At 72.3% G+C, this 15,473-nt stretch carries 14 protein-coding genes; 11 read left to right on the top strand and 3 right to left on the bottom strand.

Annotation, left to right across the window (positions count from 1 at the left end; genetic code table 11):
* The first annotated feature begins 34 nt into the window (after positions 1-34).
* A complete protein-coding gene (locus ABCQ75_RS09455) occupies positions 35-232 on the top strand; it encodes a hypothetical protein (protein ID WP_345884991.1) in 198 nt (65 codons plus the stop codon).
* A gap of 43 nt (positions 233-275) precedes the next feature.
* On the opposite strand, the gene ABCQ75_RS09450 is transcribed toward ABCQ75_RS09455, so the two are convergent.
* Positions 276-1,064: a spermidine synthase gene (locus ABCQ75_RS09450; protein WP_345884989.1), complete on the bottom strand. Its 789-nt coding sequence runs from the start codon at positions 1,062-1,064 to the stop codon at positions 276-278.
* Complete coding sequence (locus ABCQ75_RS09445) at positions 1,061-2,257, bottom strand: aminotransferase class I/II-fold pyridoxal phosphate-dependent enzyme (RefSeq protein WP_345884988.1); 1,197 nt, start codon at positions 2,255-2,257, stop codon at positions 1,061-1,063. The genes ABCQ75_RS09450 and ABCQ75_RS09445 overlap by 4 nt, the downstream gene beginning before the upstream one ends.
* 83 nt (positions 2,258-2,340) lie before the next feature.
* Here ABCQ75_RS09445 and coaD point away from each other — a divergent pair, with 83 nt between their 5' ends.
* From coaD to ftsY, 7 genes are all read left to right on the top strand, one after another.
* Positions 2,341-2,832 (top strand): pantetheine-phosphate adenylyltransferase, encoded by a 492-nt coding sequence (coaD, locus tag ABCQ75_RS09440; RefSeq protein ID WP_345884985.1) that lies wholly within the window; start codon positions 2,341-2,343, stop codon positions 2,830-2,832.
* A gap of 162 nt (positions 2,833-2,994) precedes the next feature.
* Positions 2,995-3,525, top strand: coding sequence for a YceD family protein (locus ABCQ75_RS09435; protein ID WP_345884984.1), 531 nt, complete (start codon positions 2,995-2,997; stop codon positions 3,523-3,525).
* Between the two features lie 31 nt (positions 3,526-3,556).
* On the top strand, positions 3,557-3,760 hold the full coding sequence (gene rpmF / locus ABCQ75_RS09430; protein WP_066498296.1) for a 50S ribosomal protein L32: 204 nt from the start codon (positions 3,557-3,559) through the stop codon (positions 3,758-3,760).
* Between the two features lie 19 nt (positions 3,761-3,779).
* Positions 3,780-4,484 (top strand): ribonuclease III, encoded by a 705-nt coding sequence (gene rnc / locus ABCQ75_RS09425; RefSeq protein WP_345884975.1) that lies wholly within the window; start codon positions 3,780-3,782, stop codon positions 4,482-4,484.
* Position 4,485: 1 nt separating this feature from the next.
* Positions 4,486-5,436: a bifunctional DNA-formamidopyrimidine glycosylase/DNA-(apurinic or apyrimidinic site) lyase gene (gene mutM, locus ABCQ75_RS09420; protein WP_345884973.1), complete on the top strand. Its 951-nt coding sequence runs from the start codon at positions 4,486-4,488 to the stop codon at positions 5,434-5,436.
* A gap of 108 nt (positions 5,437-5,544) precedes the next feature.
* Positions 5,545-9,252, top strand: a complete 3,708-nt coding sequence (locus ABCQ75_RS09415) for a chromosome segregation SMC family protein (protein ID WP_345884971.1) — start codon at positions 5,545-5,547, stop codon at positions 9,250-9,252.
* A 13-nt stretch (positions 9,253-9,265) separates the two neighbouring features.
* Positions 9,266-10,480 carry a signal recognition particle-docking protein FtsY gene (ftsY, locus tag ABCQ75_RS09410; RefSeq protein WP_427916076.1) on the top strand — a complete coding sequence of 405 codons (1,215 nt, stop codon included), beginning with the start codon at positions 9,266-9,268 and terminating at the stop codon, positions 10,478-10,480.
* 104 nt (positions 10,481-10,584) lie between these two features.
* On the opposite strand, the gene ABCQ75_RS09405 is transcribed toward ftsY, so the two are convergent.
* A complete protein-coding gene (locus ABCQ75_RS09405; RefSeq protein WP_345885039.1) occupies positions 10,585-11,745 on the bottom strand; it encodes an MFS transporter in 1,161 nt (386 codons plus the stop codon).
* Between the two features lie 272 nt (positions 11,746-12,017).
* On the opposite strand from ABCQ75_RS09405, the gene ABCQ75_RS09400 reads away from it, so the two are divergent.
* From ABCQ75_RS09400 to ABCQ75_RS09390, 3 genes are all read left to right on the top strand, one after another.
* On the top strand, positions 12,018-13,397 hold the full coding sequence (locus ABCQ75_RS09400) for an ammonium transporter (protein WP_345884969.1): 1,380 nt from the start codon (positions 12,018-12,020) through the stop codon (positions 13,395-13,397).
* The gene (locus ABCQ75_RS09395; RefSeq protein WP_345884968.1) at positions 13,394-13,732 is read left to right on the top strand and encodes a P-II family nitrogen regulator; all 339 of its coding nucleotides are present in this window, start codon (positions 13,394-13,396) and stop codon (positions 13,730-13,732) included. The genes ABCQ75_RS09400 and ABCQ75_RS09395 overlap by 4 nt, the downstream gene beginning before the upstream one ends.
* 286 nt (positions 13,733-14,018) lie before the next feature.
* Positions 14,019-15,437: an ammonium transporter gene (locus tag ABCQ75_RS09390; RefSeq protein WP_345884967.1), complete on the top strand. Its 1,419-nt coding sequence runs from the start codon at positions 14,019-14,021 to the stop codon at positions 15,435-15,437.
* The last annotated feature ends 36 nt before the right edge of the window (positions 15,438-15,473 follow it).

The following is a 15,473-nucleotide window of genomic DNA, read 5'->3' as shown; positions in this document are numbered from 1 at the left end:
GCGCAGCCACTGCAGCGGCACGAAAGGGTCAGACGTGAGCAAGCACGAGGCACTCCCGAACGAGAGCGGCGGCCGTCACACCTCCGACGAAGCGCCCGAGCGCCGCCCCGGCTCCTCCGACCGCCGCGTCCAGATCGCGGCCGCGCGACTGCGCGTGGTCCTCGACGAGCGGCTCAACAGGCCCACCCCCGAATGGGTCAAGCGCCTCGCGGAGCAGAAGCTCGCGAGCTGACATCCCGCTCGGCTGGCCCCGGCGTCCGGCGTCGGCGGCACCGTCATCCCCAGATAGCGTCGAGCTCCACGCCGCGCAGCACGACGCCGGGATGCGGCCCGGCGGCGACGAGCGGCTCCGTCCAGTGACCGGGCCACGGCCCGGCCGTGGCGACTGCGACGACGTTCCCCGGAAACCGCCCGCTGAGCATCTCGGGCTCGGTGAGGGCAGCCACGCCGCCGAACATCGAGCGCATGATGCCCAGCTGGGACTTCACCAACCGCAGCGGGGGATCGTCCCCGATGTTCACCACGAGCGCCCCGTGCGGCGCGAGCAGGGCGGCGGCGTCGGCGTAGAATCCCGGGTCCGCGAGGTGCTCGGGGGCATCGGGGCCGGAGAAGACGTCCAGCACCACGAGGTCGTAGGGTCCCCGCCCGGCTGCCGCCGGAAGCTCCCAGCGCGCGTCTCCGATGAGCGTCACGAGGTCCGTCCCCGCAGGGAGGGGAAGGTGCCCGAGGACGAAGTCGGAGAGTTCCCGCTCGAGCTCGACCGCGGTCTGCACCGACCCGGGGCGCGTCGCCTGGACGTACCGGGCCAGAGTGAGCGCGCCTGCGCCAAGGTGCAGCGCCCGCACTGGCGCGCCAGCGGGCGCCACGACGTCCGCGACGTTCGCGATCCGGCGCAGGTAGGCATAGAAGACGTGCTCCGGCTGCGCGAGGTCCACGTGGGACTGCTCCGCGCCGCCGATGGACAGGATCCACGCTCCCGGCACGAAGGCGTCCGGCTCGATCGCGGCATGCGCCCCGATGCCCCGCAGGTAGCGCGACGAGGCCGCGCCGCCTGACGCCGTCACAGGACCGAGGCCATCCGGGCTATGCGCCCCGCGGCCTCGTGCAGCACCGGCTCCTTCTTGCAGAATGCGAAGCGCAGCAGCGACCGGGTGCGGGCCGCACCCTCGGCATGGCAGAACACGGACACGGGGATCGCGGCCACCCCCACGAGCTCCGGGAGCCGCCGCGCGAGGCCCAGGGCGTCGTCCACCCCGAGCGCCGCCGCGTCCGCGGTGATGAAGTAGGTGCCTTCCGGGACGTAGACCTCGAGGCCGGAGGCGCGCAGCCCCTCGGCCAGGATGTCCCGCTTGGACCGCAGCGCGGCGGCGGTGTCCGAGAAGAACTCGTCCGGATAGCCGAGTCCCCCCGCCACCGCCGCCTGGAAGGGCGTCCCCGAGCTGTAGGTGAGGAACTGCTTGATCGTCCGGATCCTGGCCACGAGCTCTTCGGGGCCGGCCACCCAGCCGACCTTCCAGCCGGTGAACGAGAACGTCTTGCCGGCGGAGGAGACCGTCACGGTGCGCTCGGCCGCGCCGGGCAGGGACGCGACCGGGAGGTGCGGCGCGCCGAACACGAGGTGCTCGTACACCTCGTCGGTGACGATCACGGCGTCGTGCCTCGCGGCCAGACTGACGATCTGGGAGAGGGTCTCGCGGCTGAAGACCGCACCCGTCGGGTTGTGGGGGTTGTTCACGATCACGACCCTGGTGCGCGGCCCGAACGCGGCCTCGAGCTGTGCAGGATCCGGCTGGAACGACGGCGCGTGCAGGGGGACCGTGGTGTGCTCGGCCCCGGCGAGGGCGATCATCGCCCCGTAGGAGTCGTAGAACGGCTCGAAGGTGAGGACCTGGTCTCCCGGGCCCGCGAGGGCGAGCACGGCGGCGGCGATCCCCTCGGTGGCGCCCGTCGAGATGATGACCTCACGGGCAGGGTCCAGGCGGATCCCGTAGAAGCGCTCCTGATGGGCTGCCACGGCCTCGCGCAGCACCGGCAGGCCCTGCCCGGGCGCGTACTGGTTCGCCCCCGCGAGGACCGCCGCGCGCACGGCCTCCATCATCGCCGCGGGGCCGTCCTCGTCCGGGAACCCCTGCCCGAGGTTCACCGCTCCGTGCCGGGCCGCGAGGCCCGTCATCTCCTCGAAGATCGTCACGCCGAGGCGGCCGTCGGCTCCGAGGAGGTTGGCGCCTGCCGCTGTTCGCTGCCACGCGGAAGTCATCCGCCCATGCTAGCCGCCGCCACGGCCGTCTCCGGACCCTCCCTGACAGGCTGCGGGCTGGGGCATGGAGTAGGTTGGGCCCTATGCGACGCGCGGTGTGCCCAGGCTCCTTCGATCCCATCCACAACGGGCATCTCGAGGTCATCGCACGGGCGGCGAACCTGTTCGACGAGGTGATCGTGGCGGTCTCCACCAACTACGCCAAGAAGTACCGGTTCGGCCTCGAGGAGCGGATCGAGATGGCGCGGCGCACGCTCAGCGCGATCAGCGGCATCATCGTGGAGCCCATGGGCGACGGACTGCTGGCCGAGTACTGCCGGCAGCGGGGGGCGTCAGCAATCGTCAAGGGCCTGCGCTCCTCGGGCGACTTCGACTACGAGCTGCCGATGGCGATCATGAACCGGCAGCTCACTGGCGTGGAGACGGTGTTCCTCCCCGCAGAGGCGCACTACGTGCATCTGTCCTCGACCCTCGTCAAAGAGGTCCACGACCTCGGCGGCGACGTCTCCGAGTTCGTGCCGCGCTCGGTCATGGCGCGGCTCGCCGAACGGAGTGCCGGCGACGCGGGGCGCTGAACCAACGCTAGACTGGACGCGCACGAGCAGGGCGGCCGCAGAGGGCCGGCAGTGTCGGCCCACCGCCCGGTCTGGTTTGGGGCAGTGCGCCCGCACAGGCTAGGATGGTTTGTCGGTCTATGTTCTACAGGAGTTCCCATTAAGCGCGAAGCACGTTCGCCTTTGATGTTCGACGTCAAGGACCTCGGGCGCAGCCCGGGGACAATGCGGACCCTCACGGAGCATGTACCCGCACCGGGTGATCTCGGTGTGGCGCTCATCGGCGTCAAGGAAGGGTCCCCCGTGGACCTGGACCTGAAGTTCGAGTCGGTGCACGAGGGGATCCTTGTCTCAGGGGCCGCGCACGTCACGGTGACGGGCGAATGCGGCCGCTGCCTGGATCCCATCGAGTACGGTCTCGACGCCGGAGTGCAGGAGCTTTTCTTCTTCGAGGGCCATGCGCCCTCGGACGGAGAAGACGATGAAGAGCAACGTCGAGTCGAGCACGATTCCATCGATCTTGAGCCGGTGTTGCGGGACGCGGTAGTGACCCTGCTGCCGTTCCAGCCGGTGTGCCGGGAAGACTGCGAAGGCCTGTGCTCCGAATGCGGAGTGCGCCTTGCGGACGAGCCGGGGCACCACCATGAGGTCGTCGACCCCCGGTGGGCTGCCTTGGCAGATCTGGTGAAGCCAGACCGGCACGACGATGAGTAAGTGTTGGCACTAAGAGAGAAATGAGTTAGCCGTGGCTGTTCCCAAGCGGAAGATGTCTCGCTCGAATACCCGCGCCCGCCGCTCGCAGTGGAAGGCCTCCGTTCCCACCCTGGTCAAGACCGTGGAGAACGGCCGCGTGACCTACAGCCTGCCGCACCAGGCGAAGGTGGTCACCGATTCCGCTGGCACCGAGCTGTTCCTCGAGTACAAGGGCCGCAAGGTCGCCGACGTCTAGAACGGCGGCATTCTCGCGCATGAGCACTCATGACGAGCTTCTGAAGCGTCTCGGCGTCGACATCGACGCCGAGACGCTTCGTCTTGCACTCACCCATCGCTCCTACGCCTACGAGAACGGCGGGATCCCGACCAACGAGCGCCTCGAGTTCCTCGGCGACTCGATCCTGGGTTTCTCCGTGACGGAGATGCTCTACCGCGAGTACCCCGACCTCTCGGAAGGCGAACTCGCAAAGCGCCGCGCCGCCGTCGTGAGCACCCGCGCCCTCGCGGGCATCGCCCGGCGCCTCGGCGTGGGCGAGCACATCTACCTCGGCCAGGGCGAGAAGGTCACGGGAGGGAAGAACAAGGCCTCGATCCTCGCTGACACGATGGAGGCGCTCATCGGCGCCACGTTCATCGCCAACGGGCTCGAGGCTGCCCGGCTCCTGGTCGTCGGCCTCATCGCGCCGCTCCTCGCCGATGCCGCCGTCATGGGCGCCGGCACGGACTGGAAGACGCACATCCAGGAGCTCGCGGCCAGCCGTCAGCTCGGGACCATCCACTATGCGGTCGAGGGCGACGGCCCCGACCACGCGCGCGTATACACGGCCACGCTGCACATCGGCGGCACCCCGTACGGCACCGGGACCGGCAACTCCAAGAAGGAAGCGGAGCAGGAATCCGCTGCCAACGCGTGGAAGGTCCTCGGCCCCGACGGGCAGGGCGAGACGGCCTCGGCCTAGCATGCCCGAACTCCCCGAAGTCGAAGTGGTGCGCCGCGGCCTGTCCTCATGGGTCGCCGGGCGCGTCATCCAACGGGCAGAGGTCCTCGATCCGCGCTCCGTGCGCCGCCACGGGCTCGGCCCTGAGGACTTCCGCGGCCAGCTCGAAGGGGCGGCCGTCCTCGACGCGGTCCGCCGCGGCAAGTACCTCTGGCTGCCGCTCGCCGACCCGCACGCGCCCGCGGGCGAGCCGCCGCACACGGCCCTCCTCGCGCACTTGGGCATGAGCGGCCAGCTCCTGGTCGAGGAGCCTGACGCCCCCGCCGAGAAGCACCTCAAGGTGCGGCTCACGCTCTCGCCCGCCCCCGGCATGCCCGGCGAGCTCCGCTTCGTGGACCAGCGCATCTTCGGGGGGCTCGCCGTCGTCGGGCTCGTCCCCACGCACGACGGCGGGGCGGGAGGCGCGGGCGGTTCCCGCCTCCCTCTCGTCCCGGCAGAGGCGGCGCACATCGGCCGCGACCCCCTCGACCCGCTGTTCGACGCGGAGGCCTTCCACGCCCGCCTGAGGGCCCGGCGCACCGGCATCAAGCGGGCCCTCCTCGACCAGGCGCTCGTCTCCGGGATCGGCAACATCTACGCGGACGAGGCGCTGTGGGGCGCACGGCTGCACTATGCAAGGCCCACGGACACGCTGCGCCGGCCGGAGAGCGTCCGGCTCGTGGAGTCGGTGCGGGACGTCATGGCCCGCGCCCTCGAGGCCGGCGGCACGAGCTTCGACTCCCTCTATGTCAACGTCAACGGCGCCTCCGGCTACTTCTCCCGGTCGCTCGATGCCTACGGCCGCGCCGGAATGCCCTGCCGGCGGTGTGCGGACGCCCCGGTGCCCGGGGTGATCGTGCGGGAGCGCTTCATGAACCGGTCGTCCTATCGGTGCACCCGCTGCCAGCCCGTGCCCCGCAACGCCCGGTGGTAGCCGGCCGGTCCAGACCCCGCGCCTGACGGGAACTGTCCGGTCCCGGTGGCAGAATGTCGCCAACACCCCGGCCGTCCGCGGCGGGCACGACAGGAGAGCTCCAGACCCTTGCACCTCAAGACGCTGACGATCCGAGGCTTCAAGTCCTTCGCCTCGGCCACGACCTTCGAGTTCGAGCCCGGGGTCACCGCGGTCGTGGGCCCGAACGGCTCGGGGAAGTCCAACGTCGTGGACGCCCTCGCGTGGGTCATGGGGGAGCAGGGCGCCAAGACCCTGCGCGGGGGCAAGATGGAGGACGTCATCTTCGCCGGCACCGCGGGCCGGCCTCCTCTCGGCCGTGCGCAGGTCTCGCTCACGATCGACAACACGGACGGGGCGCTGCCGATCGAGTACAGCGAGGTCACCATCTCGCGCACGCTCTTCCGCGCGGGCGGCTCCGAGTACGCGATCAACGGGTCCCCCTGCCGCCTCCTGGACATCCAGGAGCTGCTGAGCGACTCCGGCCTCGGCCGGGAGATGCACGTGATCGTCGGCCAGGGGCAGCTCGACCGGGTCCTGCACGCGACGCCCGAGGACCGGCGCGGCTTCGTCGAGGAGGCGGCGGGGATCCTCAAGCACCGCCGCCGCAAGGAGCGCACGGTCCGCAAGCTCGAGGCGATGCAGGCCAACCTCGCCCGGCTGTCGGACCTTACGGCGGAGATCCGCCGCCAGCTCGGGCCGCTCGGCCGGCAGGCCGAGGTTGCGCGCCGGGCCCAGAGGATCCAGTCGGACGTGCGCGATGCCCGCTCCCGCCTCCTCGCCGACGACATCGCGACGCTCACCGCCTCGCTCGAGAAGGAGGATGCGGACCAGGGGGCCCTCATCGCGCGCAGGGCGGAGGTCGAGCGGCGGCTCGACGAGGGGCGCCGTGCGCAGGCCGAGGCCGAGCGTGCCGCGGCGGACGCCACGCCGCGGGTGAACGCGGCGCGCGAGACGTGGTACCGCCTCAGCCAGGTCCGTGAGCGGCTGCGCTCCCTCGGCTCGCTGGCCCTCGAGCGCCGCCGGCTCCTCGGCTCCTCCGAGCCGCCGCTGCGCGGCCGGGACCCCGAAGCGCTCGAGCGGCAGGCGGAGGCGGTCCGGCTCGAGCTCGAGGCGGTGGCCGAGACGGTCGAGGTGCGCGCGGAGTCGCTCGCCACGGCGGAGGACTCAAGGGCGCTGGCGGAGGCAGCCGCATCGGCCGAGGACCGCCGGCACACCGCGCTCCTGCGCGCCCAGGCCGACCGGCGCGAGGGTCTCGCCCGGCTCGCAGGCCAGGCGGCGGCCGCCCGCAGCCGCGTCGAGGCCGCGGAGGCGGAGATCGGGCGGCTCGAGGCGTCCCTGGCCGCGGCGGGCGAGCGGGAGCGGGCGGCGCGCGAGGAGTTCACGGCCCTCGAGGCGCAGATCGCCGGGGTCGAGGAGGGGGAGGAGGACCTCGACACCGAGTACGAGGAGGCGGCGGAGGCCCTTGCGGCCGCGGAGGCCGAGCGCGAGGCGCTCCTCGAGCGCCGCCGCCGCGCGGACGCCGAGCGGCACGCGGGTCAGGCCCGGCTCGAGGCCCTCTCGGCCGGACTCAAGGACAGGGATGGGAGCGCGTCGCTCGCGGGCTCCGCGGCCGTGCTCGGTCGGGTGGCGGACCTCGTGCGGGCCCAAGAGGGCTACGAGGCGGCCGCGGCGGCGGCGCTCGGGCCGTTCGCGGAGGGGCTGGCGGTCTCGGGCGGCGAGGAGGCTGCGGCCGCCCTCGCCTCGCTCAAGGCGGACGACGCCGGGCAGGCGGCGCTGCTAGTCGGCTCGGCTGCGCCAGGGGAGCCGCACGGCGGGGACGGCCGTACCCGAGATGGCGGACCGGCGTCCGGATCTGTACCCGAAACGGCTGACGGCGGGGACGGCCGTACCCGAGATGGCGGATCGGCGTCCGGATCTGTACCCGAAACGGGTGGGGCGGGGATGATGCCGCTTCCCGAGGGGGCCGTGTGGCTCGCCGACGTCATCACCGCCGACCCGAGGGTCGCGGGCGCGGTCGCGCACCTGACGGCACGCACCGTCGTCGTGCGCACCCTCGCGGACGCCGTGGCGCTCCTGGAGCGCGCGCCGGCGCTGACGGCCGTCACGGCGGAGGGGGACGTCGCGACCCAGGCCGCTCTGCGGGGCGGTTCCGCGGGGGCGCCCTCGACCATCGAGCTCCAGGCCCACGTGGACAGGGCGGCGTCGCGCCTCGCGGAGGCCCAGGCAGAGTACGAGCGCTGCGGCTTCGCGCTGGCAGGCGTGCAGGAGCGCGAGCGCACCGCGCGCGAACGGGCCGAGGCCGCCCTCGCCGCTCTCAACGACTCGGACGCCCGCTACGCGGCCGTGGCGGAGACGCTCGCCGCCCTCAATGCCCAGCTGCGTGGGGCCGCCTCCGAAGAGGACCGCCTCGCGGCCTCCCTCGCGGCGGCCCGGGCCGGGCTCGGGGACGAGCAGGTGGCGCTCGAGGCCGCTGTCGAGCGGCTCGAGCTCGCCGAGGAGGCCCCTGAGGACGACGAGCCGGCTCCCGACGAGCGGGACCGCCTCCAGGCGCAGGCCGCGTCAGCCCGCTCCGCGGAGCTCGAGGCGCGGCTCGCCCTGCGCGCCGCCGAGGAGCAGGAGCGCACCCTCGCGGCGCGCGCCGAGTCGCTCGAGCGCGCGGCCGCCTCCGAGCGCCGGGCAGCCGAAGAGGCCAGGCGCCGGGCCGAGGAGCGCGCCCGACAGGCCGCCCTCGCGGGAGCCGTGGCGGACGCCGCGCACACCGGCCTGGCCCGGGCCGACGCCGCGGTGCATGCCGCTGCCGGCGAACGGGATGCTGCGGAGGAGCGCCGTGCCGAACTCGACGAGCGCCTGTCCGCGCTGCGGAAGGAGAACGACGCCCTCGCGCGCGAGCTCGCCGAGCTCAACGATGCCGCGCACCGCGACGAGCTCGCCCGGGCTCAGCAGCGCCTGCGGCTCGAGGCGCTGCACGAGCGCGCCGTGGACGAGCTCGGCCTCTCCGCCGAGGACCTCGTGGCCGAGTTCGGCCCGCAGCGTCCCGTGCCGGTCCCCGCGGACGAGGGGGACAAATGGGCCGCGCTGCGGGTGGCGGTCGACGACGAGGGCGAGCCTGTCCCGGCCGGCGTGCCGTTCGTGCGCACCGAGCAGGAGAAGCGGCTCCGGAGGGCGGAGCGGGACCTCGCGGCCCTAGGCAAGGTGAACCCCCTCGCGCTCGAGGAATTCGCCGCGCTCGAGGAGCGGCACCAGTTCCTCGCCTCGCAGCTCGAGGACCTCACAACGAGCCGCAAGGACCTGCTCAAGATCATCGCGGAGGTCGACGAGCGGGTGCAGCGGGTCTTCGCCCAGGCGTTCGCCGATACGGCCGCCCAGTTCGAGCGCGTCTTCGGCCGGCTGTTCCCGGGCGGCGAGGGCCGGCTCGTCCTGACCGACCCCGGTGACCTGCTGGCCACGGGGATCGAGGTCGAGGCGCGCCCGGCCGGCAAGAAGATCAAGCGGCTCTCGCTGCTCTCAGGCGGCGAGCGGTCCCTCACCGCAGTGGCGCTCCTCGTGGCCATCTTCAAGGCCCGGCCGTCCCCGTTCTACGTCATGGACGAGGTCGAGGCAGCCCTCGACGACACGAACCTGGGCCGCCTCATCACGATCTTCGAGGAGCTGCGGGAGTCCAGCCAGCTGATCGTGATCACGCACCAGAAGCGGACCATGGAGGTAGCGGACGCGCTCTACGGCGTCTCGATGCGGGGAGACGGGGTGTCCACCGTGATCAGCCAGAAGCTCGAGAGGGCCGGCGCACCGCTGTGAGAAGCTAGGACGCGTGACAGACCTCTCCGCCATGCTGCCCGTCATCCTCATCGTCGTCCTCGTGACCCTGGTCATCGCCGGGTCGGTCATCGGCCTGGTGCGCGGCCGCCGGAAGAAGATCGAGTACACCGGCCCGCGCGACGCGAACGACCCGGTCATCACCCCGACCCAGCCCTCTGCCCTCGACGGCGAGCCCGCGCCGGGCGCCGTCGACACGCTCCCCGCCCCCGCCGAGCGGGCTGAGGCACCCGGGCGTGATGTCCTCGACGAGTCGGTCACCGAGGCCGTCCCGGTCGAGACTCCAGCGCCGGTCGAGGGCCGGCTCACCCGCCTGCGCGAGCGCCTCGTCAAGAGCAACAGCATCCTGGGCAAGGGCCTGCTCGCCCTGCTTGCGAGCGACCGGATCGACGAGTCCGTGTGGGACGAGGTCGAGGAGACGCTCCTGCTCGCCGATATCGGCACCGAGCCGAGCCTCGCGCTCGTGGACACCCTCCGCGACCGCGTCAAGGTCATGGGCACCCGCAGCCCGGAGGAGGTCCGGGCCATGCTGCGCGAGGAGCTCGTCAAGCTCGTCGACCCGGCCCTGGATCGCTCCCTGGCGGTGGACCGCAAGTCCGGCAAGCCTGCGGTCGTGCTCGTGGTGGGCGTCAACGGCGTCGGCAAGACCACCACTGTGGGCAAGCTCGCGCGCGTCCTGGTCGCCGAGGACAAGGACGTGCTCCTGGGCGCCGCGGACACCTTCCGCGCCGCGGCCGCGCAGCAGCTCGCCACGTGGGGGGCGCGCGTGGGCGTGCCGACCGTGAAGTCCGACGTCGACGGGGCAGACCCTGCCTCCGTCGCCTTCGAGGCGGTCCAGGCCGGGATCGAGCAGGAGGCGGACGTCGTCATGGTTGACACCGCGGGCCGCCTGCAGAACAAGGTCGGCCTCATGGACGAGCTCGGCAAGGTCAAGAGGGTCATCGAGAAGCTCGCCGAGGTGGATGAGGTCCTCCTCGTGCTCGACGCGACCACCGGCCAGAACGGCCTCACCCAGGCCAAGGTGTTCTCTGAGGTCGTCGACATCACCGGCATCGTCCTGACCAAGCTCGACGGCACCGCGAAGGGCGGGATCGTCGTCGCGATCCAGAAGCAGCTCGGTGTCCCGGTCAAGCTCGTGGGGCTCGGCGAGGGCCCAGACGACCTCGCGCCGTTCGACCCGGAGGCCTTCGTCGACGCGATCCTCGCCTAGGCCAGGGACCCCACAACCACAACCCTCAACCGTTGTGGGGTCTCTGCCGGCCCGTTGTGGGGTCCCTGGCGGTCCGTTGTGGGGTCCCTGCCGGCCCACTGGGCCTAGGCTGCGGGGCGGCTGGGCGCCGGTTCCGCGTGATGGAGGCGGCGGCCCGCCCAGAGGGGCAGTGCGGCCAGGAGGCCTGCGCCGGAGACTGCGAACGCCCAGCCGTAGCCGACCGTGTCCGCGAGGGCGCCCGCGATGAGGGGGCCGATGATGCTCCCGATGTCGGCGGCCATCTGGAAGACCGCGAGCGGGCGCCCGCCGCTGCGGTCCGAGCCGATCGCGTCCGCCACGGTGGCCTGGAGTGACGGGCCGAGGAAGCCCGATCCGAACCCGGCGGCGACCGAGAGCGCGAAGAACGCCGCCTCGTGGGGGCTCAGTCCTATGAACGCCGTGGGCACGGCCGCGAGGACGAGCCCCAGCATCGCGACGGGACGCCGTCCCCACCGGTCCGTGAGGCGGCCCGAGAACGTCAGCGCGCCGAGCGTCCCGACCGCGAACAGTGCGAGCGCGAGCCCGGCCGTGCCCGAGTCCGCGCCCAGCGCCGCCGTGGCGAACAGCGGGACGAGGGCCATCCGCACACCGAAGGTCGCCCATCCGTTGGCGAAGTTGGAGCCCACGGCGGCGCGGTAGGAGGGGACCCGCAGCGCGTCGGCGAGGAGGAACGGGGGGCGGGCGGCCGGCGTCGTGCGCTGCCCCGCACCGCGCCCCAGGAGCGCGTGCACCACCGAGGCGGCGACCACGAGCGCGGCGGCGTAGACGAGGAACGGCACCCGGAGCCCGAACCCGGCCAGGAGGCCGCCGAGCACCGGCCCGGCGATGCTGCCCAGGAGGAACGAGGACGCGAAGAGCCCGCTCACGCGTCCGCGCGCGTCGGGAGGGGCCAGCCGGACGATGAGGCCCGCCGCTGAGATCGTGAACATCGTGGACCCCAGGCCCCCGAGGCCCCGGACCGCGAGGAGCGTCCAGTAGTCCGGAGCGAACGCGCAGGCCGCGCTCGAGGCCGCCACCACGAGCAGGCCCGTCACGTACACCGGGCGCTCGCCGAACCGGTCGACTGCCGCGCCCGCCGACGGCGCGAGCATGAGCCGTGTGAGGGCGAAGGCGCTGACGATCACCGAGGCCGCAGTCGCCCCGACCCCGAAGCTCGTGGCGAGCTGCGGGAGGACGGGTGCGACGAGGCCGAAGCCGACGGCGATGACGAACGCGGCCGCGACCATGACCCAGACGTCGCGGGGCACGGGCGGGCGCGGAGGGCGTGAGGGCACGGGACCACGTTATGCCCCCGCGGGCACGTCGGCTCCGAAATGCGCCTGAAACACCGTCGTGACCGGGGATTAACGCACCCCGTGCACTTGTAACGGGAACGCAATACAGCCCTCGACGGGCCGAAACACCGCGGCGGGATGCTTGTGGTCAAGGTTCAGGGCAGCGGGCCCGCCCCGACGCTCCTGACCCCCTTCCGTCGCACGCACATTCGAAAGGTTCCGCCATGGACACTGGTGACACCGCCTGGGTGCTCATCTCCGCAGCCCTCGTGCTGCTGATGACGCCTGGCCTCGCGTTCTTCTACGGGGGCATGACCCGCGCGAAGAGCGTCCTGAACATGATGATGATGAGCTTCGGCGCCATCGCCCTGGTCGGCGTCCTCTGGGTGACCGTCGGCTATTCGATGTCCTTCGGCACCGACGTCGGCGCGGGCCTGCTCGGGAACCCGCTCGAGAAGTTCGGCCTCGAGGGCGTCCTCACCACCGGCGAGGGGGCTCCGCTGTCCGGCACGATCCCCGAGATCGTCTTCGTGGGGTTCCAGGCCGTCTTCGCGATCATCACCGTCGCGCTCATCTCCGGCTCCATCGCGGACCGCGCCAAGTTCGGCTCGTGGATGGTCTTCGCCGGCCTCTTCGCGGTCCTCGTCTACTTCCCGGTCGCGCACTGGGTCTTCGACTTCAACAAGGACGCGGACGGCAACCCGATCGGCGGCTGGATCGGCCAGGGCCTCGGCGTCATCGACTTCGCCGGCGGTACTGCGGTGCACATCAACGCCGGCGCGGCGGGCCTGGCCCTCGCCCTGATCCTCGGCAAGCGCAACGGGTTCGGCAAGGACCCTAACCACCGGCCGCACAACCTGCCGTTCGTCATGCTCGGCGCGGGCCTGCTGTGGTTCGGCTGGTTCGGCTTCAACGCCGGCTCGGCGCTCGCCGCCAACTCCGTCGCGGGCTACGCCTGGATCAACACCCTGGTCGCCCCGTGCGCGGCGATCCTCGGCTGGCTCATCGTCGAGAAGCTCCGGGACGGGCACGCGACGTCCCTGGGTGCGGCATCGGGCATCGTCGCAGGCCTCGTCGCCATCACCCCGGCGGCCTCGGCGCTCACCCCGCTGTGGTCGATCGTCCTCGGCTTCATCGCCGGCATCCTGTGCGCACTGGCCGTGGGCCTCAAGTACCGCTTCGGCTACGACGACTCGCTCGACGTCGTGGGCGTCCACCTCGTCGGCGGCATCCTGGGCACGCTGTTCATCGGCTTCGCGGCCAACCCGGATTCCCCGGCGGCGGGCCAGGGCCTCTTCTACGGCGGTGGGTTCGAGCTGCTCGGCAAGCAGGCGCTCGGCGCGGGAGCCGTCCTCGTCTACTCGTTCGTGCTCTCCCTCCTGATCGGCTGGGCCATCCGCGCCACCATGGGCTTCCGGGTCTCCCTCGAGGCCGAGGAAGCAGGCGTCGACATCGCCCTCCACGCCGAGACCGCGTACTCGGCCAGCGCGGCCGGCTCCGGGTTCCACCCGCTCGGGCACCGAGCCGAGGCCGACGTGAAGGCGTTCAATGCCGATGACCTGCTCACCGCGTCCAAGGCGCCCGAGAAGAAGGTGGAGGCATGAAGCTCATCACCGCGATCGTCCGTCCCGAGAAGCTCGATGCCATCCGGGAAGGCCTCGAGGCCTACGGGGTCCAGGGCCTGACCGTGAGCTCGGCGAGCGGCTACGGCCGCCAGCGCGGGTACACCGAGGTGTACCGCGGCGCCGAGTACAGCGTGGACCTCCTGCCCAAGCTGCGCATCGAGGTCCTGGCCTCGGACGCTCAGGCGGACGACATCCTGGATGTCATCATCACCACGAGCAACACGGGCAGGGCCGGCGACGGAAAGGCCTGGACCGTCGAGGTCCAGGAGGCCGTGCGGGTCCGCACCGGCGAACGCGGGGCGGCGGCCCTCTGAGGCCGGGCCCGTCCAGGGCAACGGCCCGGGCGAGCCCGCAGCAGCCCGGCGGATGACGCGCCGACGACGGTGGGGAGGACCCGCCGTCGTCGGCGCGAAACACGCCGTTAACACGCCGGTGACGAGCCCTTTACGAGGCGGCCGATCCTGTAACGCGGCGGCAACGCAGCGGGCGACGGTGCGAAACACGCGTGGACGAGTCTTTTTCCGAAAGGCCTGCACGGTGAGCCCGGGGGAGCTGCGGCGGCGGGCCAAGACCGCCCCCGTGCAGCGAAAGGCACCCACCATGCCCCAGTCCCTGAATCCCGGCGACACCGCCTGGATCCTCGCGTCCGCGGCCCTCGTCCTGCTCATGACCCCTGGCCTCGCGTTCCTGTACGGCGGGATGACCCGCGTCAAGAGCGTCCTGAACATGATGATGATGAGCTTCGGCGCGCTTGCGCTGGTGGGCGTCCTGTGGGTCACGGTCGGATACTCGATGGCGTTCGGCACCGACCTCGGCGGCGGCCTCGTGGGCAACCCGCTCGAGCACTTCGGCCTCGAGGGGCTCCTCGCGACGGGCGAGGACACCCCGCTCGTCGGGACCATCCCCGAGCTCGTGTTCGCAGGGTTCCAGGGCACGTTCGCGATCGTGACGGTTGCCCTCGTCTCGGGGGCGATCGCGGACCGGGCCAAGTTCGGCTCGTGGATGGTCTTCGCCGGGCTCTTCGCCGTGCTCGTGTACTTCCCGGTGGCGCACTGGGTCTTCGACTTCAGCGAGGACGCCGCGGGCAGCCCGACCGGCGGCTGGATCGGCCAGGGCCTCGGCGCGATCGACTTCGCCGGCGGCACCGCTGTCGAGGTCAACGCCGGCGCGGCGGGCCTGGCCCTCGCCCTCGTGCTTGGCCGCCGTCGCGGCTTCGGCACCGACCCGGGGCACCGCCCGCACAACCTGCCGTTCGTGATGCTCGGCGCGGGACTGCTCTGGTTCGGCTGGTTCGGCTTCAATGCCGGCTCGGCCCTCGCGGCCAATGGCACGGCCGGCTTCGCTTGGATCAACACCCTTGTGGCACCGTGCGCGGCCGTCCTCGGCTGGCTCATCGTCGAGAAGCGCCGGGACGGGCACGCGACCTCGTTCGGCGCCGCCTCGGGCGCCATCGCCGGGCTCGTGGCCATCACCCCCTCGTGCACCGCCCTCACGCCCCTCTGGTCGATCGCGCTCGGCTTCGCCGCCGGGATCGTGTGTGCGCTCGCGGTGGGCCTCAAGTACCGCTTCGGCTACGACGACTCGCTTGACGTGGTCGGCGTCCACCTCGTGGGCGGGGTCGTGGGGACCCTGTTCATCGGCCTCGCCGCGGATCCGCTCGCCCCGGCCGGCGGGCAGGGCCTCTTCTACGGCGGTGGGCTCGCGCTGCTCGGCACGCAGGCCATCGCCACCTTCTCGGTGCTCGCGTACTCCTTCACCATCTCCCTGCTCATCGCTCTCGCCATCCGGGCAACGCTCGGCTTCCGCGTCTCCGATGAGCAGGAGGAGGCCGGCGTCGACCTCACGCTCCACGCCGAGACCGCCTACGCGCACGGGCTCCCGGCCCACCGCGTCCGGCCGTTCCATGGGGCGCTGGCTGCGGGGGCTGCTGCGCACGACGGCGGGGCGCTGGCTGCGGGGGCTGCTGCGCACGACGGCGGGGCGCTGGCTCCCGCGCAGGACGTGCCTGCGCGGGTATAGCGCGGGGGGTATCACTCGGGCGCCGCCCGGGCGGGA

Origin of the sequence: Sinomonas halotolerans, from assembly GCF_039615075.1 — a bacterium.
Lineage (GTDB): Bacteria > Actinomycetota > Actinomycetes > Actinomycetales > Micrococcaceae > Sinomonas > Sinomonas halotolerans.
The sequence above is the reverse complement of the archived record's forward strand: the minus strand, read 5'-3'. Positions and strand labels throughout refer to the sequence as shown.

Excerpts from the sequence above, each read along its gene's own strand:
- mutM (WP_345884973.1), top strand. The coding sequence starts at position 4,486 with ATGCCCGAACTCCCCGAAGTCGAAGTGGTGCGCCGCGGCCTGTCCTCA.
- ABCQ75_RS09445 (WP_345884988.1), bottom strand. The coding sequence starts at position 2,257 with ATGACTTCCGCGTGGCAGCGAACAGCGGCAGGCGCCAACCTCCTCGGA.
- coaD (WP_345884985.1), top strand. The coding sequence starts at position 2,341 with ATGCGACGCGCGGTGTGCCCAGGCTCCTTCGATCCCATCCACAACGGG.
- ABCQ75_RS09405 (WP_345885039.1), bottom strand. The coding sequence starts at position 11,745 with ATGGTCGCGGCCGCGTTCGTCATCGCCGTCGGCTTCGGCCTCGTCGCA.
- ABCQ75_RS09395 (WP_345884968.1), top strand. The coding sequence starts at position 13,394 with ATGAAGCTCATCACCGCGATCGTCCGTCCCGAGAAGCTCGATGCCATC.
- ABCQ75_RS09400 (WP_345884969.1), top strand. The coding sequence starts at position 12,018 with ATGGACACTGGTGACACCGCCTGGGTGCTCATCTCCGCAGCCCTCGTG.
- ABCQ75_RS09390 (WP_345884967.1), top strand. The coding sequence starts at position 14,019 with ATGCCCCAGTCCCTGAATCCCGGCGACACCGCCTGGATCCTCGCGTCC.
- rnc (WP_345884975.1), top strand. The coding sequence starts at position 3,780 with ATGAGCACTCATGACGAGCTTCTGAAGCGTCTCGGCGTCGACATCGAC.